Here is an 18,237-nt window from a genome sequence, read left to right as displayed (position 1 = left end):
AATGGAGAGTGGGCATCAACGCGCACGCTTAAGACGGGCATGCTGAGCGCGCCACCGGCGCGGATCAGAGATCGTTGGGCACGCTGCGCTTGGCGAGGGCTGGTCACCACAAGGGTGCGACGATCGAGATTCGTCAGGTCAAGGCCTGACCACGGCGACGTCGTGCAATCGCCGGCATCCCATTGCCGTCGGAGCCAGCTCGCCCTCGGCACTCCGCTCTCCACGGTTCGTCGCGCTGCTGGAAGCAACAAGACACCGATGATGACCGCCGCAACGATACCCGCAATACCCTGGACACTCGTCTCCTCAAGGCTCAGCTCAAGGCTCTGGATAGCTGTCAGGCCAAGCTCACTGTATGCGAGTAACAGGGTCGCCAATCCTGCTAAGACACACACCGCCCATCGCAGGTAAGTAGTCCACTGAATATTCACGGCGGCCAGCTCCCAACTCGAGACTCCCCTCTCCCGAGATTAGGGGGCGAGGGCAATTCTGGCGGTTGTTGGCCACCGTCGGAACGGCATCCTCTTGAAAGCCAGTCTGAAGCGCCCCGAGATTCGTGCGGGGAACGATGTCCGGGCCCAACAATTCGGCGCGAGCGGGCAACGCCAACCGACGCGCTCGACTCTCGAAACCGGCCGGAATCGAACGTAGGTGCCCGCACCTCGCTAGCGTGTTGCCAACGATGGAGGGCTCGAACGTGGGGTCGAAGCTGCGCGCGGTTCACGAGGCGTCAGAGCCACCTGCGTGGCCACGGCGCGCAGATGCCACTCGGCATCAATCGTGACCACCGCGGCTCGGGCGACTGCGTTGGTGTCGCGTTCCGTCAGCCGGCTGGTCGGAACCAGCGGAAGGACCTCCTGGAGCGCGAGCTGCACAACAAGGGATTCGCGGGACATGGGCTTCTTGCCGTAATGGAGCCGCGCCCTGTTCTCCAGCTCGGCGTCGTTGATAAGCCGAGCTCGGTTGACCTTGACGTGGTCGACGACCGCACGCGCGAGTCGGTTGTACTGTCGTCGGCGCTCCTCTTGCCGAACCGCCGCCTTCGTGCTGCGCACGGCGGCCGCGACATCCCGCCTGGTGAGAAGGTCGACCCGGCGAACGCGGTTGCTCACGACCTCAACGGCGCGTGCGTAGACTACGCGTTCGACGTCGACCGGCGGGAGCCCTATCCGCGCACGTCTCGACGCGTAGGCTTCCGCAAACTCCCGCATGCTGGCACCGTGCTCGAGCATGTGCTCCGTCAACGTCTCAGCGAACACCGTGAACTGCCGCAGGTGTTCGTTGAGGGTTGGATCTCCGAAATATGCCGCGGCCTCCCTCTCATTCGCACGACGCTCTGCGGCGGTGGTTCGGTGCAGTTGCCTCGGCGGTAGCCCCGCACGAGCGAGCCGCCGCTTGAGACGCCGTGCCGCGGCGTTCGCCTCGAGCTCGGCCTGATAGATCTCGGGGTTGCTCCGCCGGCTGCGCTGGAGTTCCGCGCGACGATCCTTGTTCCGCTCTGCCCACTCTCTTGTGGCGCGCCTGGTGCGGTCGGGATCAGTGTCACGTCGCGCAGCGGCGCGCTCGCTCACCTCGTCGCGATGCGTCGCGTAGTAGCGGTTGTAGTACTCCCGGACCTTGTCGCGATTGTCTTCGGCCCATCGCCGCTGGTACGAGCGCACCCGGTCGGGGTGCTCCTCCCGCCAGCGCTTCGCTCGCTCCCGCGCTTTCCGACGTACCTCGGCTTCGCGCCGCTTGCGTACGGCCGTGCGTCGCGCCGAATCCCGGTTCTGCTGGCGAGCTCGATCAAGATGCTCCTCGCGCCACCGACGATTCATTTCCCGCACGCGCTCCGGGTGCGCTTCCTTCCACGCGCGACTCTGTTCGCGCACGTAATCCGCGTTGGCTTCTCGCCAACGTCGATTCCGCTCGCGCTTCTCGGCGGCGCGCTTGGCTTCGTCGTCGCGGAAGGTGCCGGGCACAAGCATCTCCTACCCGGCTGGAGGCCCCGCGAGCTCGATAACGAGGGCGAGCAGTTCGGAGCGATGCGCCGACGGATTCGTGATCACGCGCCCGATCACGCTGCGAAGGCGCTCGACGTCCTCGACCGTGAGCCCGTCGATCGGTTCGAGGCAGTACTCGATGTCCCTCTGAAGGTCGTACTCGACATCGTCGACCCCGATCTCCGGGTAGTAGAACAGCGCCGCGAGCGCAGTTCGGCTGAGGAGATCGTCGAATTGCTCCTGCGGGACCGACATGGCTGTTCCTCCTGCTCGCGCATACGTCGTGCCACAAGACTTACGCGAACAACAGGTACACCGACAGTGCCGTGCCGCTAATGCCGGGATGAAGGTCTATCTGGCGAGATCTGCCGACTCGCGCTCAGGCCGGGGGTCGGGCGCGGCGACGCCCCGACCGAAGCCGTCGTGCTCCTCGCGCGTACTCACCGCCTCACGACGGACTCGAGCCTCGTGCACCCGAACCCGCGCGAGCCGGATCAGCGTTACGGGGCCGGCGACGATGAACTTCAGCGCGTTCCATGCGAAGAGAACTCCGACGAGGTACAGCCAGCCCGGCGCCTCGCCCTTAGCGAGTCCGAGGCACAGCAGCGCTCCGAGGCCGTACGGAACTGCGAGCAGCATCGCAGGCACGCCCCACTTCAGTCCACGGCGCGTGTGGATGGCGTCGAGCAGGATGTTGGTAGGCATGAACCGACGCAGCACGAAGTGGGTGCGGGCGACGCTCGCCCAGATGAGTCCGAACATGCTGCAGCCCTCCATATGTTCGGCGACGAGAACTTGGAGGGACCGCCGTAGGTCGGAGGTCAAACCATCGCGACGAGCGATGGGACGAAATGAGGTCGCCTTCGGCCGCAGTTTAGAACTGAGGTCCGACAGACGGAAGAGCCGTCGGGACACTCGGCCTCTGCCGTTCGAGGCCGCGCGCCTGTTCCGACAGCCGCCGCGCGATGCCGAGCGCACGCCGTGCCCTGGCCGCATCCGCCCGCTGCACTTCGTTTTGCGGTTCGGGCCCCAAGGCGTGCATACCCGTGACGCCGTAGCGATCGCGGTAGGCGGCAACGGTCAGGGCGTGACGGCGCCAGACTTCTGAGGCTCCGCGCGGGGGCACCCCGAGTGCGCGAGTCCACGACGCCTTTCCGTGCAGCGACTGATCGAGAATCGCGTCCGCGCGTGCCTCGATCAGAGCGCGCCGCTCCTCGAGCGCCCGGCGAGACTCGGGATCGATCTCACCGAGAACCGGCGGGATAAGTCCCGCTATGAGCCGCGGAGCCCTGCGAGAAGGCGCGGCGCGACCGCGGACACCACGGGCTGTTGCCGCCGCGACTCGGGCACGCAGCACCGCCGCGACATCCTGCGCATCGTCGAACCCGCGAGCGCGGACGATTGTTGAGAGCAGTTGCTCAATGTCGAAGTGCTCGGCTTCCGCTCTCCGGAGCTCGGCAGTCAGCGGCCCGAAGGAATCGGATTCGATCACGGCCTCGGCTTGGCCTGGAGGAAGTCCGCAACCGCGCACGAGCTCCGTCCATCGACCCCGCTGGGCCGCTGCAGCGATGGTCTCGTACTCCGCGGCGAGCTGAGCGATCGAAGCCCAGGCATCCTGCTCCCCCGCGAGCGTCTCGTGCGCGGACAACTCGGCTCCGACATGCTGCAGCACGCCGTAGAGAACCCTCCGCGCCGTCGGCTTCTCCGCGTCGCCGGGCCGCGGCCCGATGTGCGAGACATCCGGTCGGTCGATCGCGACGTACGCGGCATTCGACTCGCGTCCACGTGTCATCGCCACGTAGAGGTTCTCCCGAGTCGTGCCCGACGCGACCACAACGTGGGATGTGTCGGTGGTGATGCCCTGGGCGCGGTGAGCGGTCACCGCATACCCGAGTTCGACGTGACGACGGACGTACGCCGCCGGCAGCACGACGGTGCCCCGCCATGAGCGTTCGGGCCGGCGAACCTCGAGCCCGCCATCCCTGCGCACTGTCGCAACGGTCCATCGGTCGCCGTTGCGCACCCAGCGTCGTCCGGCGCGAAGCCGGCGATCGTTCCGCCGGGTGATGACGATGTCGCCGACGGATGCCGCGGTGCCATCGTGCAGCTCCGCCTCGCGGAGCGCGTCGACTCGACCCTCCAGGATGAGTTCGACCCGTGCCCGGACGTTGAGGGCCGACACCGCTTCGTTCGATTCGCTGATCAGCACACTCGCCTTGCCGGCGCGGGTATCGGCGCGCCATGCGAGGTACGCAGCATTCGCCATCGCCTCGGTACTGCCCTCGATTACTCGGGCGTGCGCAATGTACTCATCGATCGCCTCGGGGTCGCCTCGGCGCAGAGCCAGCGACGCTGTCCTCTCCCACTCGTTGACGAACCGATGCACCTCAACGAGCTCCGGAGCATCCGTCCGGTCGTGGACGAGCAACGAGAACGCGCCACCGGCCTCGACGGATTGAAGCTGCGCAGGATCGCCTACGAGCAGGACCTTCGCTCTCCCAACTTCAGCGAGCGCCGTCACTCGTGCCAAGTGCAACGTGCCCGCGAGGGATGCCTCGTCGACGATGACGAGCTGGCCGACCCGGAATGTCGTCCCCTTGCGCAGGTGGTCGTGCCACCACTTCGCGAGGTTCTCGGTCGGGATGCCCAGATCCTCAGCAAGGACGTGAGCGGCCGCGGCGGATGGCGCGAGCCCCACGACCGAGCCGGCGCCGTGCTCTTTCTCCCACATACGGCGAAGCGCACTCATCGCGCTGGTCTTGCCCGCGCCAGCCGGACCGACGAGCACGTCCACGAGGCGCCCCGAGGCGACGATCTTCGCGAGCGCCTCGAACTGCCCGTCGCCGACTGCTCCCCTGCCACTGCCGCCGTTGAGCGTCACATGGAGTGTCTTCAGCGCGACGCGCGGCGCGGAGTCGTCGGCCGAGCGCGCCAGCAGACTCGACTCGGCCGCCATCACCTCTGCCGAGCTGAACACGACCGATTGCTTCTGACGGAAGACCGACGAGCCGTCCGATCGCCGGAACGATGCCGGACTCGGCGCGAGCTCCGGCGGCGTCAGGCGAAGCGACGCCCGCTCGGCAGCATCGACGACGAGACCGATCACCGCCTCGCGATCTGACGCCGACGCGAACCGGAGGCTCATTGTCTGACGGGCTGCTTCGGCGACGAGGTTCCAATGCCGCCAGGTGGAGCGCTTCTCGCTCACGGCAGTCATCACGGCACTCCCGAGGGCGCCGACTTGCGAAAGCGGGATGTCGTCAGCTCGAAGCATGGCCTCCGGAAGGTTGGCGACCGTTGCGTGATCCCAGTTCATGGCACCCGTGCCAAGCACTCGCGCAGCGCGCTCGCGCCAGCCCGCCGTGAGCTCCGCGAGTGAATGCACTTCCTTCGTGGGCCGGGTAGACAGCGTGGCATGCGCGCGGAGCTTCATGATGGTCACGCGACCGGGCCGACGCCCCTGCGCCTGCATGTGCGCCTCGATCAAACGGTCCGTCTCAGCATCGATGTGCTGCGAACGCGTCGAGAATTCGGCGACCAGGGCCTCCGGAACCTTCGTGATCGCCCAGGCCGGACTGCGGTCTCGTCCACGTGGACGCTGCTCCCATTGCGCGCCGATCGACCGCGTCAGTGCGTCCGCGAAGAGCGTCTCATGTAGCTCGGAGATCGCAACGACCGCTGCATGCAGCGGTCGTCCGTCGAGCGAACGCCATTTCCCGTCGAGCACGGCCATCACCTTGTTGCTGATCACGACGTGCGTGTGCAGGTGTGGATCGCCGGCGCGGCTGTCGAAGTGATCGAACGCGGTTGCGATCAGCCCCGACACGTCGACTTGCGCAACGGCGCCGTCGCGGACGGCAACCCCGGTGCGCGTCGCTGCAACCTCGCGCTCGATGAACGCAAGCGACTCCGCAACTGCCGCATGGTGGGCTTGCACGATCAGCGCCTGCGTCGTTGCATCCGCAACGCCCCAGAGGACGCTCGCGGACTTCGGAATCGAGAACGTGAAGTCGTAGCCGGCGACAGCGCGGCGGCGGGCAGTCGCGAGATCCGACCCCTTCTCGTAGACGGGGTACGCCCGCCCGAGTGGTTCACCGGTAACCGGATCGCGCCCTAGGCCGATCAGGCGCTGGAGCTGCTCTTCGGAGACCTCGCTCCCCTCCACGATGGTCGAGCCCAAGGCATGGAGGCCGCTTCCCATCCAGCGCCCCGGCGGCGTGCCCTCCGCGCTGTAGTAGCGGGTCAGCGGCGTCGAGAGCGAACGGTCGCCATCGCCGGCAGCGACAGTGCGGAGCAAGTACCGAAAGCCGTCGCCGGCGCTCATCACCCGCATCGATACCGTCATCGCCGTCACCTCCCCGCCGTCGAGAAGGTGCGCCTCGATCTGCAAGAGGCGTGGCGGCATTGGTGGTGGCAGGTTGGTAGCCCTACGGCATGGTCGTAATGCGAAAAGCGGCGATCCCGACCAGGCCTTTCTCCTAATCGGACGGTCCAGAGCGTGATAGGTCTCAGGACGGCTCCGCCGCGGTTAAGTGATGGCGAGCTTGTCGTACCGGCTGACCAAAGGCTGCGCCACTGCTTGGTTTCGTTGAAGCCGCGCTCAATCACGTTCCTGCCGCGGAATTCGACCTCGTCGAAGCCGACCGGCCGCCGCGCCGCTTGCGGTGACCGGTCGGGTCGGCCAGGCTCCTAGCTACCTTTCGCGTCGCTGAGCAGCAATTCGCGCATCACGCGCGGGAAGCGCGGCTCTTGATTGATCGACGCCATCCCGCGCGATCCATGGCGTGCCGCTCTCTGAGCTCGTACCCAGCCGAAGTCTCCCCCTCGCTGGCGCCTGGCGTCCCGAGCCTCGCTTCTCGGACTTCAGCCTGGCACCTATCGCGTCCGCGCCGCCGACCTAACCGCGAGGTCGGGATCGTCCATGGCCAACCCGACTATCGACGGTGCTGTGCCGCCGTCGCGCACAGCCCGCAACCGATCCGAGGAGTCCCAAAATGCGAGGTAGGTGAGAGGTACCGGGCGCCCTCCAGGTCCCGTGTTGGACCAGTAGGGTGCCTCTCCATACATCGGAAGCTTTCGACTTCGCGCGGCTTCCTGCCAGATGACTCCCCAGTTCGCTTCGGGCGCTTGGTGGTAGCTCCTTAGCATTTCATCGGCAGCGGCGAGGTTGGAGCCGGCGATTTCGGTGCCGGCCGGGTCCTCGACGAGCGTCTGGCGGAGCGCCGACATGATGAAGTGGCGCCGCGTGGGATCAACTTTCGCCGGCGCGTCACCTCGAGGGTAGGACTCCCAAGTCGTCGGATTCACACCCTTCCGTTTCGCGGCCGAAGCCAACGCCTGTCCGATGCCGAAGCAGCCCAGGGTCGGGAGAAGCAAGATGCCGAACGCTCCCCAACCTGAAGAGCTGGTGAGCGCACCCCATCCCGCGCCGAGAAGCGCCAACAGGAAGATGGTCCCAATGATGATTACCACTGTGGCGAGTCGCGCTAGGGCCTTACCGCTCATGGGGCGAGCGTATCGCCGAGCGCCGATCGCGGGGAAACCCCGTTCAGGTGATGGAGGTGATTGACCGCGGAGGCGCCAGTCTCAACCGACGCGGGCAACCAGCCAGCTGAGGACGGTCTGACGCCAGCGTTCCGGATCGGAGTTCCAGGTCATCGTGTGGTCGGCCTTGAATGATTCGAGGGTGACCAGTTCGGGGCGACGTCGCTCGAGGCGTACGGCGACCTCGAACGGCGACGAAGTGTCCACGGTGCCATGAAGCACCAGCGTTGGGGTGCAGATCTCCTCGGCACGCGCGATCCAGTCGAAGCGGTCGACGCCCACAGCACTCGGCATGCCGGCCAGCCGAGCAAGCATCGGCACGTCGAGCCAAGGAATGGCGAGCGGCCCTGCCCAGGCGGGGAGTCCTGAGCGCAGGCAATTCGCCTTGATCGTCGATACCCAGTCGAGTACGGGCGACTCGAGCACGAGTCCGGCGAGCTCTGGCTGCAACGCGGGGTCGGCGGCGAGCTGCAATGCGATCGCGCCTCCCATCGACCAGCCGAAGATGACGAATCGGCGCGCGCCGTTGGCGCGAGCGAAGGCGAGCGCCGACCGGACGTCATCGACCTCCGTCGCCCCGAGCGTCGATCGCCTCGTCCCGACCGAAGGCCCCTCGCGGTCGTTCCGATACGTGACGACCAGCGACGTCAGCCCGAGTTCGGACGCGACCTGAACTCCCCTGAGCGTTCCGGCTCTGGGGCTTCCCAACCCGTGGATGTGGATCGCCCACGTCGACGACGCCGCGCCGGCTGGTTCGATGAGCCAGGCAGGGGCCGGCCCGGCGCCGGTCGGGATGTCGACATCGACGGCGTCGAGGCCCGCGTCGGAAGGTGCCGAGTAGTAGATCCCGCTCCACGACGCGCGGTCCCCCGCCACAAGGTCGGTCGCCCCGCCGCCATCGACCACCTCTCGCCCGACGAGGCCCGACCCCATGTCGTGCACAGTGCTTCGCAGCCGCACCAGCCCACCGCGCTCCAGAAGCAGGCTGTATCGGCCGTGCTCGATCGTCTGCCGCGTCCGGTCCAGGACGACTGCTCGCGCGCCGCCAGTCTGGGTCACCTCGCGGATGACCAGGTCAAAACGCCGCGGTGGCGCCGGCGCGGTCATACGTCGCGCGATGAGGAGTCCCAGCCCACCGAGGGACACCGCCGCAGCGACCCCGATCGCTGCGACCGACCAGCCCGCCCTCATCGCGCTGCCCTTCGCGAGTCTCCAGCCGACTGGGCGTCAGCAGGCTGAGAGGTCGCATCGGACACATCGCCGCCAACCAGGTGATGTTCGGCACGATCGATGAGCTCGCTCTCCCCAGCGGTGAGCTCGAACGACACGCGGTTATCGATCAGCGCGTCGCGGATCTCGACGATCTCGCGATGCAACACGGTCTCCGGTTCGGACGATTGGAACGCGGCATCCGCTCGCTGGCTGATGCCTGGGCGCACCCCGATCGCTCGACGCCAGATCGGCTCGAGCTCGTCGGTGAGCACTCGGGTCGTGCGAGCTCGAGATCGCGTCTCCAGACTTCGCAGCACCGGCTGCGAAGCGAACCCCGCGCAGAGGAACGCGAAGGTGCCCAGGTAGAGCGGGCCATAGGCAGCCGAGACGGTGGCCATGAGATCGAGGTTACCGACGACGTGCACTACGTCCATCGTGATGACGACCGCGCTCAGGGTTATGCCAAGGAGGCTGCCGATCAGCAGGCATGTCGGCGGGAATCGCTGGCTGCCCTGCGACTCTCGGATGCGCTGCGCTGCCAGCACCGCCATCGCGGCGAGCACGACGGCGTAGTACGCGAAGTGGATCATCGAGTACGTCGCGGCGGCCGGCTGGTCGCCGAGGTCGAGCATGAACGTCGTCGTCGTCCCGCCCTGGTCGATGAATACGAACGCGACGATCGAGCACACAAGCGCAGCGGCGAGCACGGTGCGGCCGAGAGCGACCCTGACGATGCGCGGCTGTCGATCGGACGCCTTCATCACCCCACGGCCGAGGAAGAACACGCCGATCGTCAACGCCAGATCGGCGAGGAGCGTCACGAGATTCCACCCGCCGAACGCCGCATCGAGCGCTTCGTACAGTGGGTCGATGTTTAGGGTCATCGAGATCGCGATGGTGAGCGTGGCGTAGGTGATCGTGCGTTCCTCGCGGCCACGGCGCATGATGACCAGGCAGGCCAGGAGAATCCACATCAGCGTGGCGACCAGGACGGGAATCACCCGAAGATCTCCAGGAATCGTGACTCGTGCATCGCCGATCCGCGGATCGCTGCGGCGAGCTGGTCGGCGAGCGACTCCGCGATGATCTCCTCCGCCGTGTCGAGGTTCTGCCGCCGAAGCAAGCGACGTCGAGTCTCAGGTGGGATGTCCGGCAGTAGGAAGTCCGGCATCTCACGATCGTCGTCGATCCCGTGATCGAGGATCATGTGGGCCAGCTCGTGCAACACGAACTGCTGCCTGTGGAGCCTCGAGTCGCTGCGCGCGTGTAGCACGATGTCCTCGGTGTCCGTCATCAGCCAGATGGCGCAGAGTCCGTCGTGGTCACTGAGTTCGGCCAGCTCGACGATGCGGATTCCTCGCCGACGTCGCAACTGCACCGCGCCCACGAGTTCGTCGAACGTGAAGGTTTCACCAAGCGCGAGTTCATGGAACGCCGTCGATACGTTCACTTCGCTGTTCACTGTCTCGGCCACCCCCTCATGATGTCTCCGGATACCACCGCGTTTCGCAGCGCCCGCCGGACTTCTATGTGTGCTTGATCTCCTCGTCGAGGAACTTGCTGATCGCCTGGAGCGCGTTCGGCGAGATGTCGCCCAATGTGCGCGCCGCGTACGACTTGACGCGTGCGGCACGCATGGAGCGCACGAGGTCGAGCTGCGCACTCACTTTCGCTGGAGTCTCAGCGCCTTCAGCACCCATGAGGAAGGCTGCGTCGACGTCGAAGAAGTCGGCCAGACCCTCGAACAGCGCGCCGTCCTGCACATACCGATGACCGTTCACCATGTAGGTCCATCGCGAGCGGGAGAGGTTCGTGCCGCGCTGCTCGAGGAACGCCGCGATCTGGGAGTACGTGGGCTCTGAGCCGGTCTCGGCGACGGCGACATCGAGAAGGAGCCGGAGTCGCTTCGCGAGATCCTCTGCTGCGGTGTTGCTCTCGTCTTCGATCATGTGTCGGAACACCTTCCACCCGCTCGGGTCAGGCGAGGCATCGTCGTCTTGGCTCCAACTCCGGGCACGAGTTGGGCATGCTCAATCTAGTCTTTAAGCATGCCCAACGCAACGGTTGCGCATGCTCAATTCCAGTGCTAGGAACGAGTCAAGCGCCCGGTTTGAGCATGCTCAAACTCAGTTTAGCGATAGCGCTGAAGGCGCCGGCGACGACGGACCCGGCGGCGACATTGAGATGCCTGGAGGCCTTCCATGCCGTGTGCGCACACCTATGCGTCAGCCGCGCCGAACCGGCGACGCCCTTCTGGAAGGTGAACGACGTGTCGACCAAGCCGCAACCACGCCAAGGCTGGGATGCGAAACTTGACGAGATTCACGAGCACCTCGTCGCGTCCGTCGAATCGCTCGTCTCAGGCGACGAATGGAGGCGAGCGCTCGAATTCGCCGCCCGCTTTCGGACCCGCTCCTTCAACAACACGATGCTGATCTGGTGGCAGCACGAGGCAGCGTTCCGCCGCGGCCAGGTGCCCGAGCCCGTTCCAACCTGGGTCGCCGGCTTCAAGCAGTGGCAGTCTCTCGGGCGGCGCGTACTCGCGGGCCATTCCGGGTACATGATCCTCGCTCCCCTGACTGCGCGGTTCGCGACATCCTCGCCCACCGATCCGAGTTCGTGGCGTCGGCTCGAGCGGCACGAGCGCCCGCGCCCGGGTGGGGTGGTCCGCCCGCGCATGATCGGGGTGCGGCCCGCGTACGTGTGGGATGTTTCGCAGACCGACGGAGTCCCGCTCCCTGCGCTCCCCGTACCGCACCTGCTCAGTGGTGAAGCCCCGGTCGGCCTCTGGGACGGGCTCGCCGACATGGTCCGAGGCGAGGGATTCCGCCTCTCGATGGTGGAGGCCTGCACACTCGGCGGCGCGAACGGTGTGACCGACTTCGGTGCGCGCATCGTCGAGATTCGAGAAGACATGGATGCCGCGGCGAAGGTCAAGACACTGGCGCACGAGCTCGCCCACATCCGAATGCACGATCCGACGACGGACGCGGTGACGCATCGCGGCATCGGGGAGGTCGAGGCCGAGTCCGTCGCGCTGATGATCGCTGCGGCGCATGGCATGGACACGAGTAGCTACACGATTCCGTACGTCTCCACCTGGGCGACGTCGGTGAAGGAGAAATCCGCGGTCGAGGTCGTCCAAGACACCGGCGAGCGCGTGCGCCGAGCTGCCGTCGCAATCCTCGACCTGTTGCCGACCGCGCAGAGCGGCGCTATCGAACCTCCGGGCGTAGAACCGCTTGGCCCTCCCCTGAACGTCGGGCCGGCCGCCTCGCGACCGACGCCCCTCGACCGCGAACTCCGAGTGGGGACCCGGAGCCTGTCATGAGCGTCGCCGAATTGCTACTGGCCACGGGACGGATGTCGACGTGCGACGCCGCGCTCGCCTTCGCTCGAGCCGGCACCCCGATCTTCCCGTGCACCGTGGATGGGAAGCGTCCACTGACGCGCGCAGGCTTCCACGATGCGAGTTGCGACGTCGACCTCGTACGGGCGTGGTGGTCGAGGTGGCCGAACGCGAACATCGGCATGCCGACGGGAAGAACCTCGGGCATTGATGTCGTTGACGTCGATGTCGCCGGCGAAGCATCCGGATTCAGCGCGTTCGAGCGCGCCGTCACCGCCGGCCACGTCGAAGGCGAGCTCGCCAAGGTCCGCACGCCGTCTGGCGGGCTCCACGTCTACTTCCCGGCGGTGCCGTCTCGTCCACAGCGATGCTGGCAAGCTGCGGCGGCGCATATCGACTTCCGCGGCGCCGGAGGCTATGTCCTCGTTCCGCCGTCGATGCTGGCCGCCGACCGCGGACGGGTCGCCTATCGACTCTTCTCCCTGTGCGCCGCAAACCCCCGGCCCGTCGACGCAGAGTCCCTTCGGCGCTTCATTGATCCGCGACCCGTGAGATCGGCCGCGAAGATCGCGACGAGCACCTCGCCGGATCCCGAACGCCTCGCCACTTGGGTGAGTCGCCTTCGGGAAGGCGAACGGAACCACGGCCTCTTCTGGGCTGCCTGCCGACTCGCGGAGGCCGGCTTCGCATCGTCGGACGTCGAGGCCGCACTGGGCACGGCGGCGATCAGCATCGGGCTGCCCGAGTGGGAGATCGCGACCACGATCCGCTCCGCCGTCCGACAAGCGGCGATTGCCAACCCCACGACGGCCGCGACCTGGCGTGACTGTCCCGCTCCACGCATCCAGAGAGGTGCGGGGCCGTGTCTGCCGTGACTTGCGCGAGCGTCGATGGCGTCCGACTCGCGATGATCACCGCAGTCATCGGTACGGTCTTCATCGCAGCCGGTGCCTTCTGGCTCTCGTTCACCTCGCTCAGCGACCTCGCACGCCGGTCGGGACTCGACCCGGCTCAGGCCTGGGTATGGCCGCTCATCGTCGACGGCATCATCGTGGTCGCGACCGTCGCGGCCGTCGCCCTCGCGCGCTCCCGCGTCGCCTGGTATCCATGGGCGCTGCTCGTCGCGGGCGCGGCCATCTCGGTCACCGCGAACGCGATCCATGCGATCGTCGCCGAGGCCACGGAAGTGCCGGTCGTACTCGCGGCATCCGTCTCGGCTGTACCCCCGCTGGTGCTGCTCTCGATCACGCACCTCACCTCGGTGCTCATGCGTCACGAAGTCGGCCGCACGGCGGCGCCGGCTGCTGAGCCCGACGTCGCCGACCCGAGCGGCGCCTCGGCGACAACAGAGTCCACTCCGACCACCTCGGGTCGCTCGGATGCCTCGTCGCTTCGCGCGCTCGGATGGTCGAACTCGGCGATCGCCAAGCACCTGGGCGTGCACCCGTCCACGGTCGGGCGCTGGTTCCGGGAACGCGTCGTCACACCTGCTCTGGAGAACAACACCGTGATGGAGGGCACGAGAGATGGATGAGGACGAGTTCGAGGAGACACGCAACGCTCGCGCCATCGAGCACCGGGGTAACGACGTGCTCACACCCGACCGACCCGATGAGCGTCACGCGTTCGCCCGGGCGCCGCAGAGCGCGACGCCGCGCGAACGCGTCCGGCGAGATCTCCTCGGCGGTGCGCCTGAGCAGCCTGGCATCATCTGGGTTCGCGCGTCCGAGCTGCTCAACAGCGGGTCTGGCCGGGTTGCCGGACGGGGACTCAACTTCGAGGCAGAACTGGCACGGCGGATGCGGCGATCCGCCGCGACCACTCGGCGAGCGATCCGCGATCGGGCGGATCGGCTTCCTCCTCTCTCCGCCTTCGGGCGGTCGCAGGCGCATCCCACGTTCATCCGGCGCGACCTGGGGCGGCGTTGATCATGCGCATCGTGGTGTCGGCGGAGACGCACATCACCGTGTCGGGAGGTGCCACGATGGACCGGAAAGTTGACAACGATCCTCACTCGGAGTCCTTTCGCGATTCCGAGCACCTTCGCATCGTGCTCGAACGGTTGCAGTCCGACGGCGGATCCTGCTGGCGTACCGATCCCGAGGCCGCAGAACTCATGCGCTATGCGGCCGACCGCTATGCCGCTCTCGCCCGCAAGCACGGGCTGGATCCATGGGAGGCTGCGGCCGCCGCATTCGACGCGATGCGGGCACCTGCCACTTTGCGAGCGGATGACCCGTGGGCCGTTGTCACTCGAGCCGTCCAGGTGACCTGTATCGCGGAGGAACGCGCGCAGGGGCTCCTCTGCTCGGTACACCAGGCCCGTCGACCTCGGTTCTCGGGCTACCACGATGCCGAACGCTTCAGTGACCGCGAGCACGCCCTGCCCGACTACCACCCCGCATTCCGGACTGAACCGGTCGACGTCGGCATGGATGCTGCTCCCCCGGGCGTCGAGTCGGCTGTCGAGGACGCGATCTCACTGTTCACCTTGCTCGGCTGGCCACCAGACCGTGCACGCGGTGGCGTCGAGTACATCTGCGGGCGATTGGCGGATGCGCCGTCGCGCGCGTCCGCCTACGAGTCGCTGCGTCGCGATTACACCGCGCGGGCGCTGCTCGACCTTCCGAAGGGCGCGTGGCTCTCGATGCTGCGGGCGGTATTGGGTTGCGCGGATCCAACGCAATCGCACACGGCAGCCGGCCGAGGCATCCTGCTTCGACTCCTGGTGGGCGAGCCGCTGCGTTCGTTGTTCGGAGACGACGACCTGATCTCGGAGATCGTGGTCAATCTCCCCGAGGCGCGGGTATGACCAGTTCCGCCGGGCACATCGAACTGGAGCGCTCGATCGACTCCATCCGAATCGGCACGCGGCATCGGGTTGACCTCGGCGACATCGACGCGCTCGCCACCTCGATTGAACGTCAAGGTCTGCTACAACCGATCACGGTCACTCCCGAAGGCGTCCTCGTCTGCGGGGCGCGTCGACTGGCGGCGCTTCGGCAGTTGGGCGTTCGGAAGCTCAACGTCTGGGTTCGGTCGGGTATCTCGGATCGCCTCATGGAGCTTCTCGCGGAGCAGGACGACAACCTCCTCCACAAACCGCTCAGTGCGACGGAAGCGGCAACCCTGTACCGCGAGTTGAAGGTTGTACTCGCCGAGGAGGCGGCACGCCGTCAGGCTGCGTCGAGGTTCCACGCGAACGACGAGAACCCGAGACCGGACGGTGCCGCCGAATCGGCGGAACCGTCCCTCAGCGGCGTCGGGGACAGCCGATCACAGGCGGCCCGAATCGTGACCGGTCGGCGCGCGTACTCCCGACTCGAGGAGATCAACGACCTGCAGCGGATCGCCGGGGATGGCCACGTGGATGCCACGATTCGCGCTCAGGCGCTCGCAGAGCTCGATGGCATCGACAACGGCGCAGCGGTTCACCCCGCACATCAGCGCATCGGTGCGCGGATGTCACTTGCTGAACTCGAGGCGATCGCCTCTGACGTCTCGCAGCCGACGGGCGTTCGGCGGGCCTCGTTGCACGGCGCCGCGCGTCTGCACGCGGTCGAGTCGACGGCGAGGGCAGTCGAGCTCGAGCAACTTGCACGTGAGGCGCTCGCCCGCGTGAAGGGCGGTGCGCCCACGAGTGGCGCTGCGCGCATCAAGCGGATAACGCCTGCGGATGGCTCCGACGCGCTGCCGGTTCGCGCATTCGTGTTCCAGTGGACCGACCTTCGCGACTGGTGGAAGCGATACGACGTCGACGAGCTCGCATCCACGCTTACGGACGAGCAGTGGGAGCAGTTCGAAGCTACGCTCGCAGGCACGATCGAGTTCGCCGAAACCCTGCGGTCGCTACGAAGCCGATTGCGTCACGCGGCGACCTCGAGGAGCCGGTGATGTTCGCCCTGCATCGACGTCGCCGGATCATCATCGCGGTCTCTGTCGTCGCGGGTGTGTTCCTCCTGCTCGTGACAATTGGAATCTTCGGGCTACTTCGCGGCCCAGGCGCCGCCGGCGGAACCGGGCACGCCGGCCACGAGGCATCCGCGTCTCCCAGCAGCGCAGCACCAGTCGTTCAACCACGACCGATCGTCGCGACATCGGATCCGGAGCGGTTCGCCCGGGCTGTGGCGCGCGCGCTATTCACGTGGGACACCAGACATCCGGGCGGCGTCTCGGAGTGGGCGCAGACTCTGGTCGATGCAGCCGATGCCGACGAGGCATCCGCGGTCGCAGCCGATGTTCGCAACTACCTGCCGGGACCGGAGTACTGGGGTCGGCTCGGCGACTACGGGACCCGGCAGAGGATCGAGGTGGAGTCGGTCGTAGTGCCCAGCACGTGGTGGACCGCGATCGCGCAGGCGGCTCCGGGCCAGCTTCCCGCGGATGCCGCGGCCTTCACCATCGTGGGCGTTCGCCAGCGGGCCGGAACTTGGGGCGAGCAGGAGATGCGCACGAGTCGACGGATTTCATTCACGGTCTTCATCGCGTGCCCCGCAGTCGATCCATGCGTGCTGCTGCGGATATCCCGACCGGATTCCCCGTTGGAGTGAGGCGAGCGATGAAGAAACTCATCGGCCTGCTCGTGCTTCTCCTGATCGTCGCGCCGCCGGCGTCGCTCGTGAGCGTGGCGGCGCTCATGAACCCCGCTGCGATCTCGTGCGCCTCTGGATCGCTTCTCCTTGGTGCGATCCCGGACTCGCTGACTGCGCAGACTCGCGACGGACGGTCGATCACGCTGAACAGGCAGCAGCTCACGCATGCTGCGACGATCATCTCGATCGGCGGCCGGGTCGCGGGCGTTGGCCGGAACGGGGTGATCATCGCGCTGATGGCGGCGGTCACCGAATCATCCCTGCGCATGCTCGCCAACCCGAGCGCGTATCCCGAGTCCCTCGACCACCCCAACGACGGTGTCGGTTCCGATCACGATTCGCTCGGGTTGTTCCAGATGCGCCCCGCGTCGGGCTGGGGCACCGTCGCCGAATTGATGGATCCCGTGTATCAGTCGCGGGCGTTCTTCGGAGGTCCTTCAGGGCCGAACGGCGGGTCCCCGCGCGGGTTGCTGGACATCTCGGGTTGGCAGCTGCTCGACCCGGGCGAGGCTGCGCAGGCGGTCGAGGTCAGCGCCTTTCCGGACCGATACCGGAACTACGAGCCGGTCGCCGAGACCATCCTCACCGCGCTCACCCGATCGCAGCCGAGTGGGTCGAGCGGTGCAAGCCCGGCGGCACCCGAGACCTCGCGCGTCGTCTTCCCGCTCCCGGCTGGCACGTACACGACGTCGGACAGCTTCGGGCCCAGAATCGACCCGTACACCGGCGTGGAGCGATTCCATGCAGGCAGTGATCTGCCAGCACCGGCGGGCACACCGATTCTCGCGGTCGCCGACGGTGTCGTCACGTTCGCCGGAGAGCGCGGCACCTACGGCGGGGTCATCATCCTGGAGCACACCGTCGGCGGCGAGCGCGTCGCGTCGTACTACGCCCACATGTACGACGACGGAATCCATGTCACCGTGGGTGACAGCGTGGCCGCGGGGCAGCACATCGGCGATGTTGGATCCGCTGGAAAGTCGACCGGGCCACACCTTCACCTCGAGATCCACCCGGGCGGGGCGAGCGAGCCGGCGGTCGACGCACTGGTGTGGCTTGCGGAACACGGTGCGGCAGGCCTTGCCGGCGCCGAAGTTGCCACGGCCGGATGTCGGCCAGGAAGGGCGGCATGACATGGACATCTTCCCCGACTTCGGAGCCGTCGGCGGCGCAGCCGAAATCGAGAGTATCGCGGGCGCCCTGCTGACGTTCGTGCTCATTGTCGCCGTGCTGATGATGATCATCAGCGGAGTCACCTGGGCGCTCGCATCCGCGAACGGACACGTCCAGACGGCCACGCGCGCGCGGATCGGGCTCTGGGTGGCGTGCGGTGCCGCGGCGCTCGCCGGCTCAGGCGTAGCCTGGGTCAACTTCCTGCTCGGCGTCGGATCTCAGCTTTAGGCGAGCGATCGCTCGGCCTGCGTTTGGAGCGTTCGTGAGCAGAGCGGTAAGCCCCCTTCACTGGGCTATTTTGCGGACAGGCGTGCGTAATCCGCACCCCGAGCGTCTGCCGTGCTGAACCAACCAGCCTTACGGCGATGCATCACTGGCCGACCGG

18 protein-coding genes are annotated in these 18,237 nt (G+C 67.0%); 9 read left to right on the top strand and 9 right to left on the bottom strand.

The genetic code is table 11. The features are described 5' to 3' along the window. Positions 1-665: 665 nt before the first annotated feature. The 9 genes from ACULK4_RS08890 to ACULK4_RS08850 form a co-directional block, all read right to left on the bottom strand. Positions 666-1,961: a hypothetical protein gene (locus ACULK4_RS08890; RefSeq protein WP_445966578.1), complete on the bottom strand. Its 1,296-nt coding sequence runs from the start codon at positions 1,959-1,961 to the stop codon at positions 666-668. Between the two features lie 9 nt (positions 1,962-1,970). Continuing rightward, positions 1,971-2,237 (bottom strand): hypothetical protein, encoded by a 267-nt coding sequence (locus ACULK4_RS08885; RefSeq protein ID WP_445966579.1) that lies wholly within the window; start codon positions 2,235-2,237, stop codon positions 1,971-1,973. 96 nt (positions 2,238-2,333) lie between these two features. Further along, the gene (locus ACULK4_RS08880) at positions 2,334-2,744 is read right to left on the bottom strand and encodes a sulfate permease (RefSeq protein WP_445966580.1); all 411 of its coding nucleotides are present in this window, start codon (positions 2,742-2,744) and stop codon (positions 2,334-2,336) included. Between the two features lie 112 nt (positions 2,745-2,856). Further along, positions 2,857-6,327, bottom strand: a complete 3,471-nt coding sequence (gene mobF / locus ACULK4_RS08875; protein WP_445966765.1) for a MobF family relaxase — start codon at positions 6,325-6,327, stop codon at positions 2,857-2,859. A 530-nt stretch (positions 6,328-6,857) separates the two neighbouring features. After that, positions 6,858-7,487 carry a hypothetical protein gene (locus ACULK4_RS08870; protein WP_445966581.1) on the bottom strand — a complete coding sequence of 210 codons (630 nt, stop codon included), beginning with the start codon at positions 7,485-7,487 and terminating at the stop codon, positions 6,858-6,860. An 81-nt stretch (positions 7,488-7,568) separates the two neighbouring features. Continuing rightward, a complete protein-coding gene (locus tag ACULK4_RS08865; RefSeq protein WP_501043372.1) occupies positions 7,569-8,717 on the bottom strand; it encodes an alpha/beta fold hydrolase in 1,149 nt (382 codons plus the stop codon). Then, positions 8,714-9,739, bottom strand: a complete 1,026-nt coding sequence (locus ACULK4_RS08860; RefSeq protein WP_445966583.1) for a hypothetical protein — start codon at positions 9,737-9,739, stop codon at positions 8,714-8,716. The genes ACULK4_RS08865 and ACULK4_RS08860 overlap by 4 nt, the downstream gene beginning before the upstream one ends. Then, entirely contained in the window at positions 9,736-10,212 is a 477-nt protein-coding gene (locus ACULK4_RS08855; RefSeq protein WP_445966584.1) for an ImmA/IrrE family metallo-endopeptidase, read from the bottom strand. The genes ACULK4_RS08860 and ACULK4_RS08855 overlap by 4 nt, the downstream gene beginning before the upstream one ends. A 52-nt stretch (positions 10,213-10,264) precedes the next feature. Continuing rightward, positions 10,265-10,687, bottom strand: coding sequence for a hypothetical protein (locus ACULK4_RS08850; RefSeq protein WP_445966585.1), 423 nt, complete (start codon positions 10,685-10,687; stop codon positions 10,265-10,267). A gap of 167 nt (positions 10,688-10,854) precedes the next feature. Between ACULK4_RS08850 and ACULK4_RS08845 the strand changes: the two genes are divergently transcribed. From ACULK4_RS08845 to ACULK4_RS08805, 9 genes are read left to right on the top strand one after another with little or no spacing between them, the layout of a single operon-like run. Further along, positions 10,855-12,069: an ArdC-like ssDNA-binding domain-containing protein gene (locus ACULK4_RS08845; RefSeq protein ID WP_445966586.1), complete on the top strand. Its 1,215-nt coding sequence runs from the start codon at positions 10,855-10,857 to the stop codon at positions 12,067-12,069. Then, positions 12,066-12,962: a bifunctional DNA primase/polymerase gene (locus tag ACULK4_RS08840; protein WP_445966587.1), complete on the top strand. Its 897-nt coding sequence runs from the start codon at positions 12,066-12,068 to the stop codon at positions 12,960-12,962. The genes ACULK4_RS08845 and ACULK4_RS08840 overlap by 4 nt, the downstream gene beginning before the upstream one ends. Positions 12,963-12,994: 32 nt before the next feature. Then, on the top strand, positions 12,995-13,621 hold the full coding sequence (locus ACULK4_RS08835; protein ID WP_445966766.1) for a DUF2637 domain-containing protein: 627 nt from the start codon (positions 12,995-12,997) through the stop codon (positions 13,619-13,621). Beyond that, positions 13,614-14,015 carry a hypothetical protein gene (locus ACULK4_RS08830; RefSeq protein WP_445966588.1) on the top strand — a complete coding sequence of 134 codons (402 nt, stop codon included), beginning with the start codon at positions 13,614-13,616 and terminating at the stop codon, positions 14,013-14,015. The genes ACULK4_RS08835 and ACULK4_RS08830 overlap by 8 nt, the downstream gene beginning before the upstream one ends. Positions 14,016-14,071: 56 nt before the next feature. Beyond that, positions 14,072-14,899 carry a hypothetical protein gene (locus tag ACULK4_RS08825; RefSeq protein WP_445966767.1) on the top strand — a complete coding sequence of 276 codons (828 nt, stop codon included), beginning with the start codon at positions 14,072-14,074 and terminating at the stop codon, positions 14,897-14,899. Beyond that, entirely contained in the window at positions 14,896-15,981 is a 1,086-nt protein-coding gene (locus ACULK4_RS08820; protein WP_445966589.1) for a ParB/RepB/Spo0J family partition protein, read from the top strand. The genes ACULK4_RS08825 and ACULK4_RS08820 overlap by 4 nt, the downstream gene beginning before the upstream one ends. Then, entirely contained in the window at positions 15,981-16,637 is a 657-nt protein-coding gene (locus ACULK4_RS08815; RefSeq protein WP_501043371.1) for a hypothetical protein, read from the top strand. The genes ACULK4_RS08820 and ACULK4_RS08815 overlap by 1 nt, the downstream gene beginning before the upstream one ends. An 8-nt stretch (positions 16,638-16,645) precedes the next feature. Next, positions 16,646-17,812 carry a M23 family metallopeptidase gene (locus ACULK4_RS08810; RefSeq protein ID WP_445966591.1) on the top strand — a complete coding sequence of 389 codons (1,167 nt, stop codon included), beginning with the start codon at positions 16,646-16,648 and terminating at the stop codon, positions 17,810-17,812. 1 nt (position 17,813) lies between these two features. Next, positions 17,814-18,080: a DUF6112 family protein gene (locus tag ACULK4_RS08805; RefSeq protein WP_445966592.1), complete on the top strand. Its 267-nt coding sequence runs from the start codon at positions 17,814-17,816 to the stop codon at positions 18,078-18,080. Positions 18,081-18,237: the final 157 nt, after the last annotated feature.

This window comes from Agromyces selenitireducens, assembly GCF_052748465.2.
The sequence above is the reverse complement of the archived record's forward strand: the minus strand, read 5'-3'. Positions and strand labels throughout refer to the sequence as shown.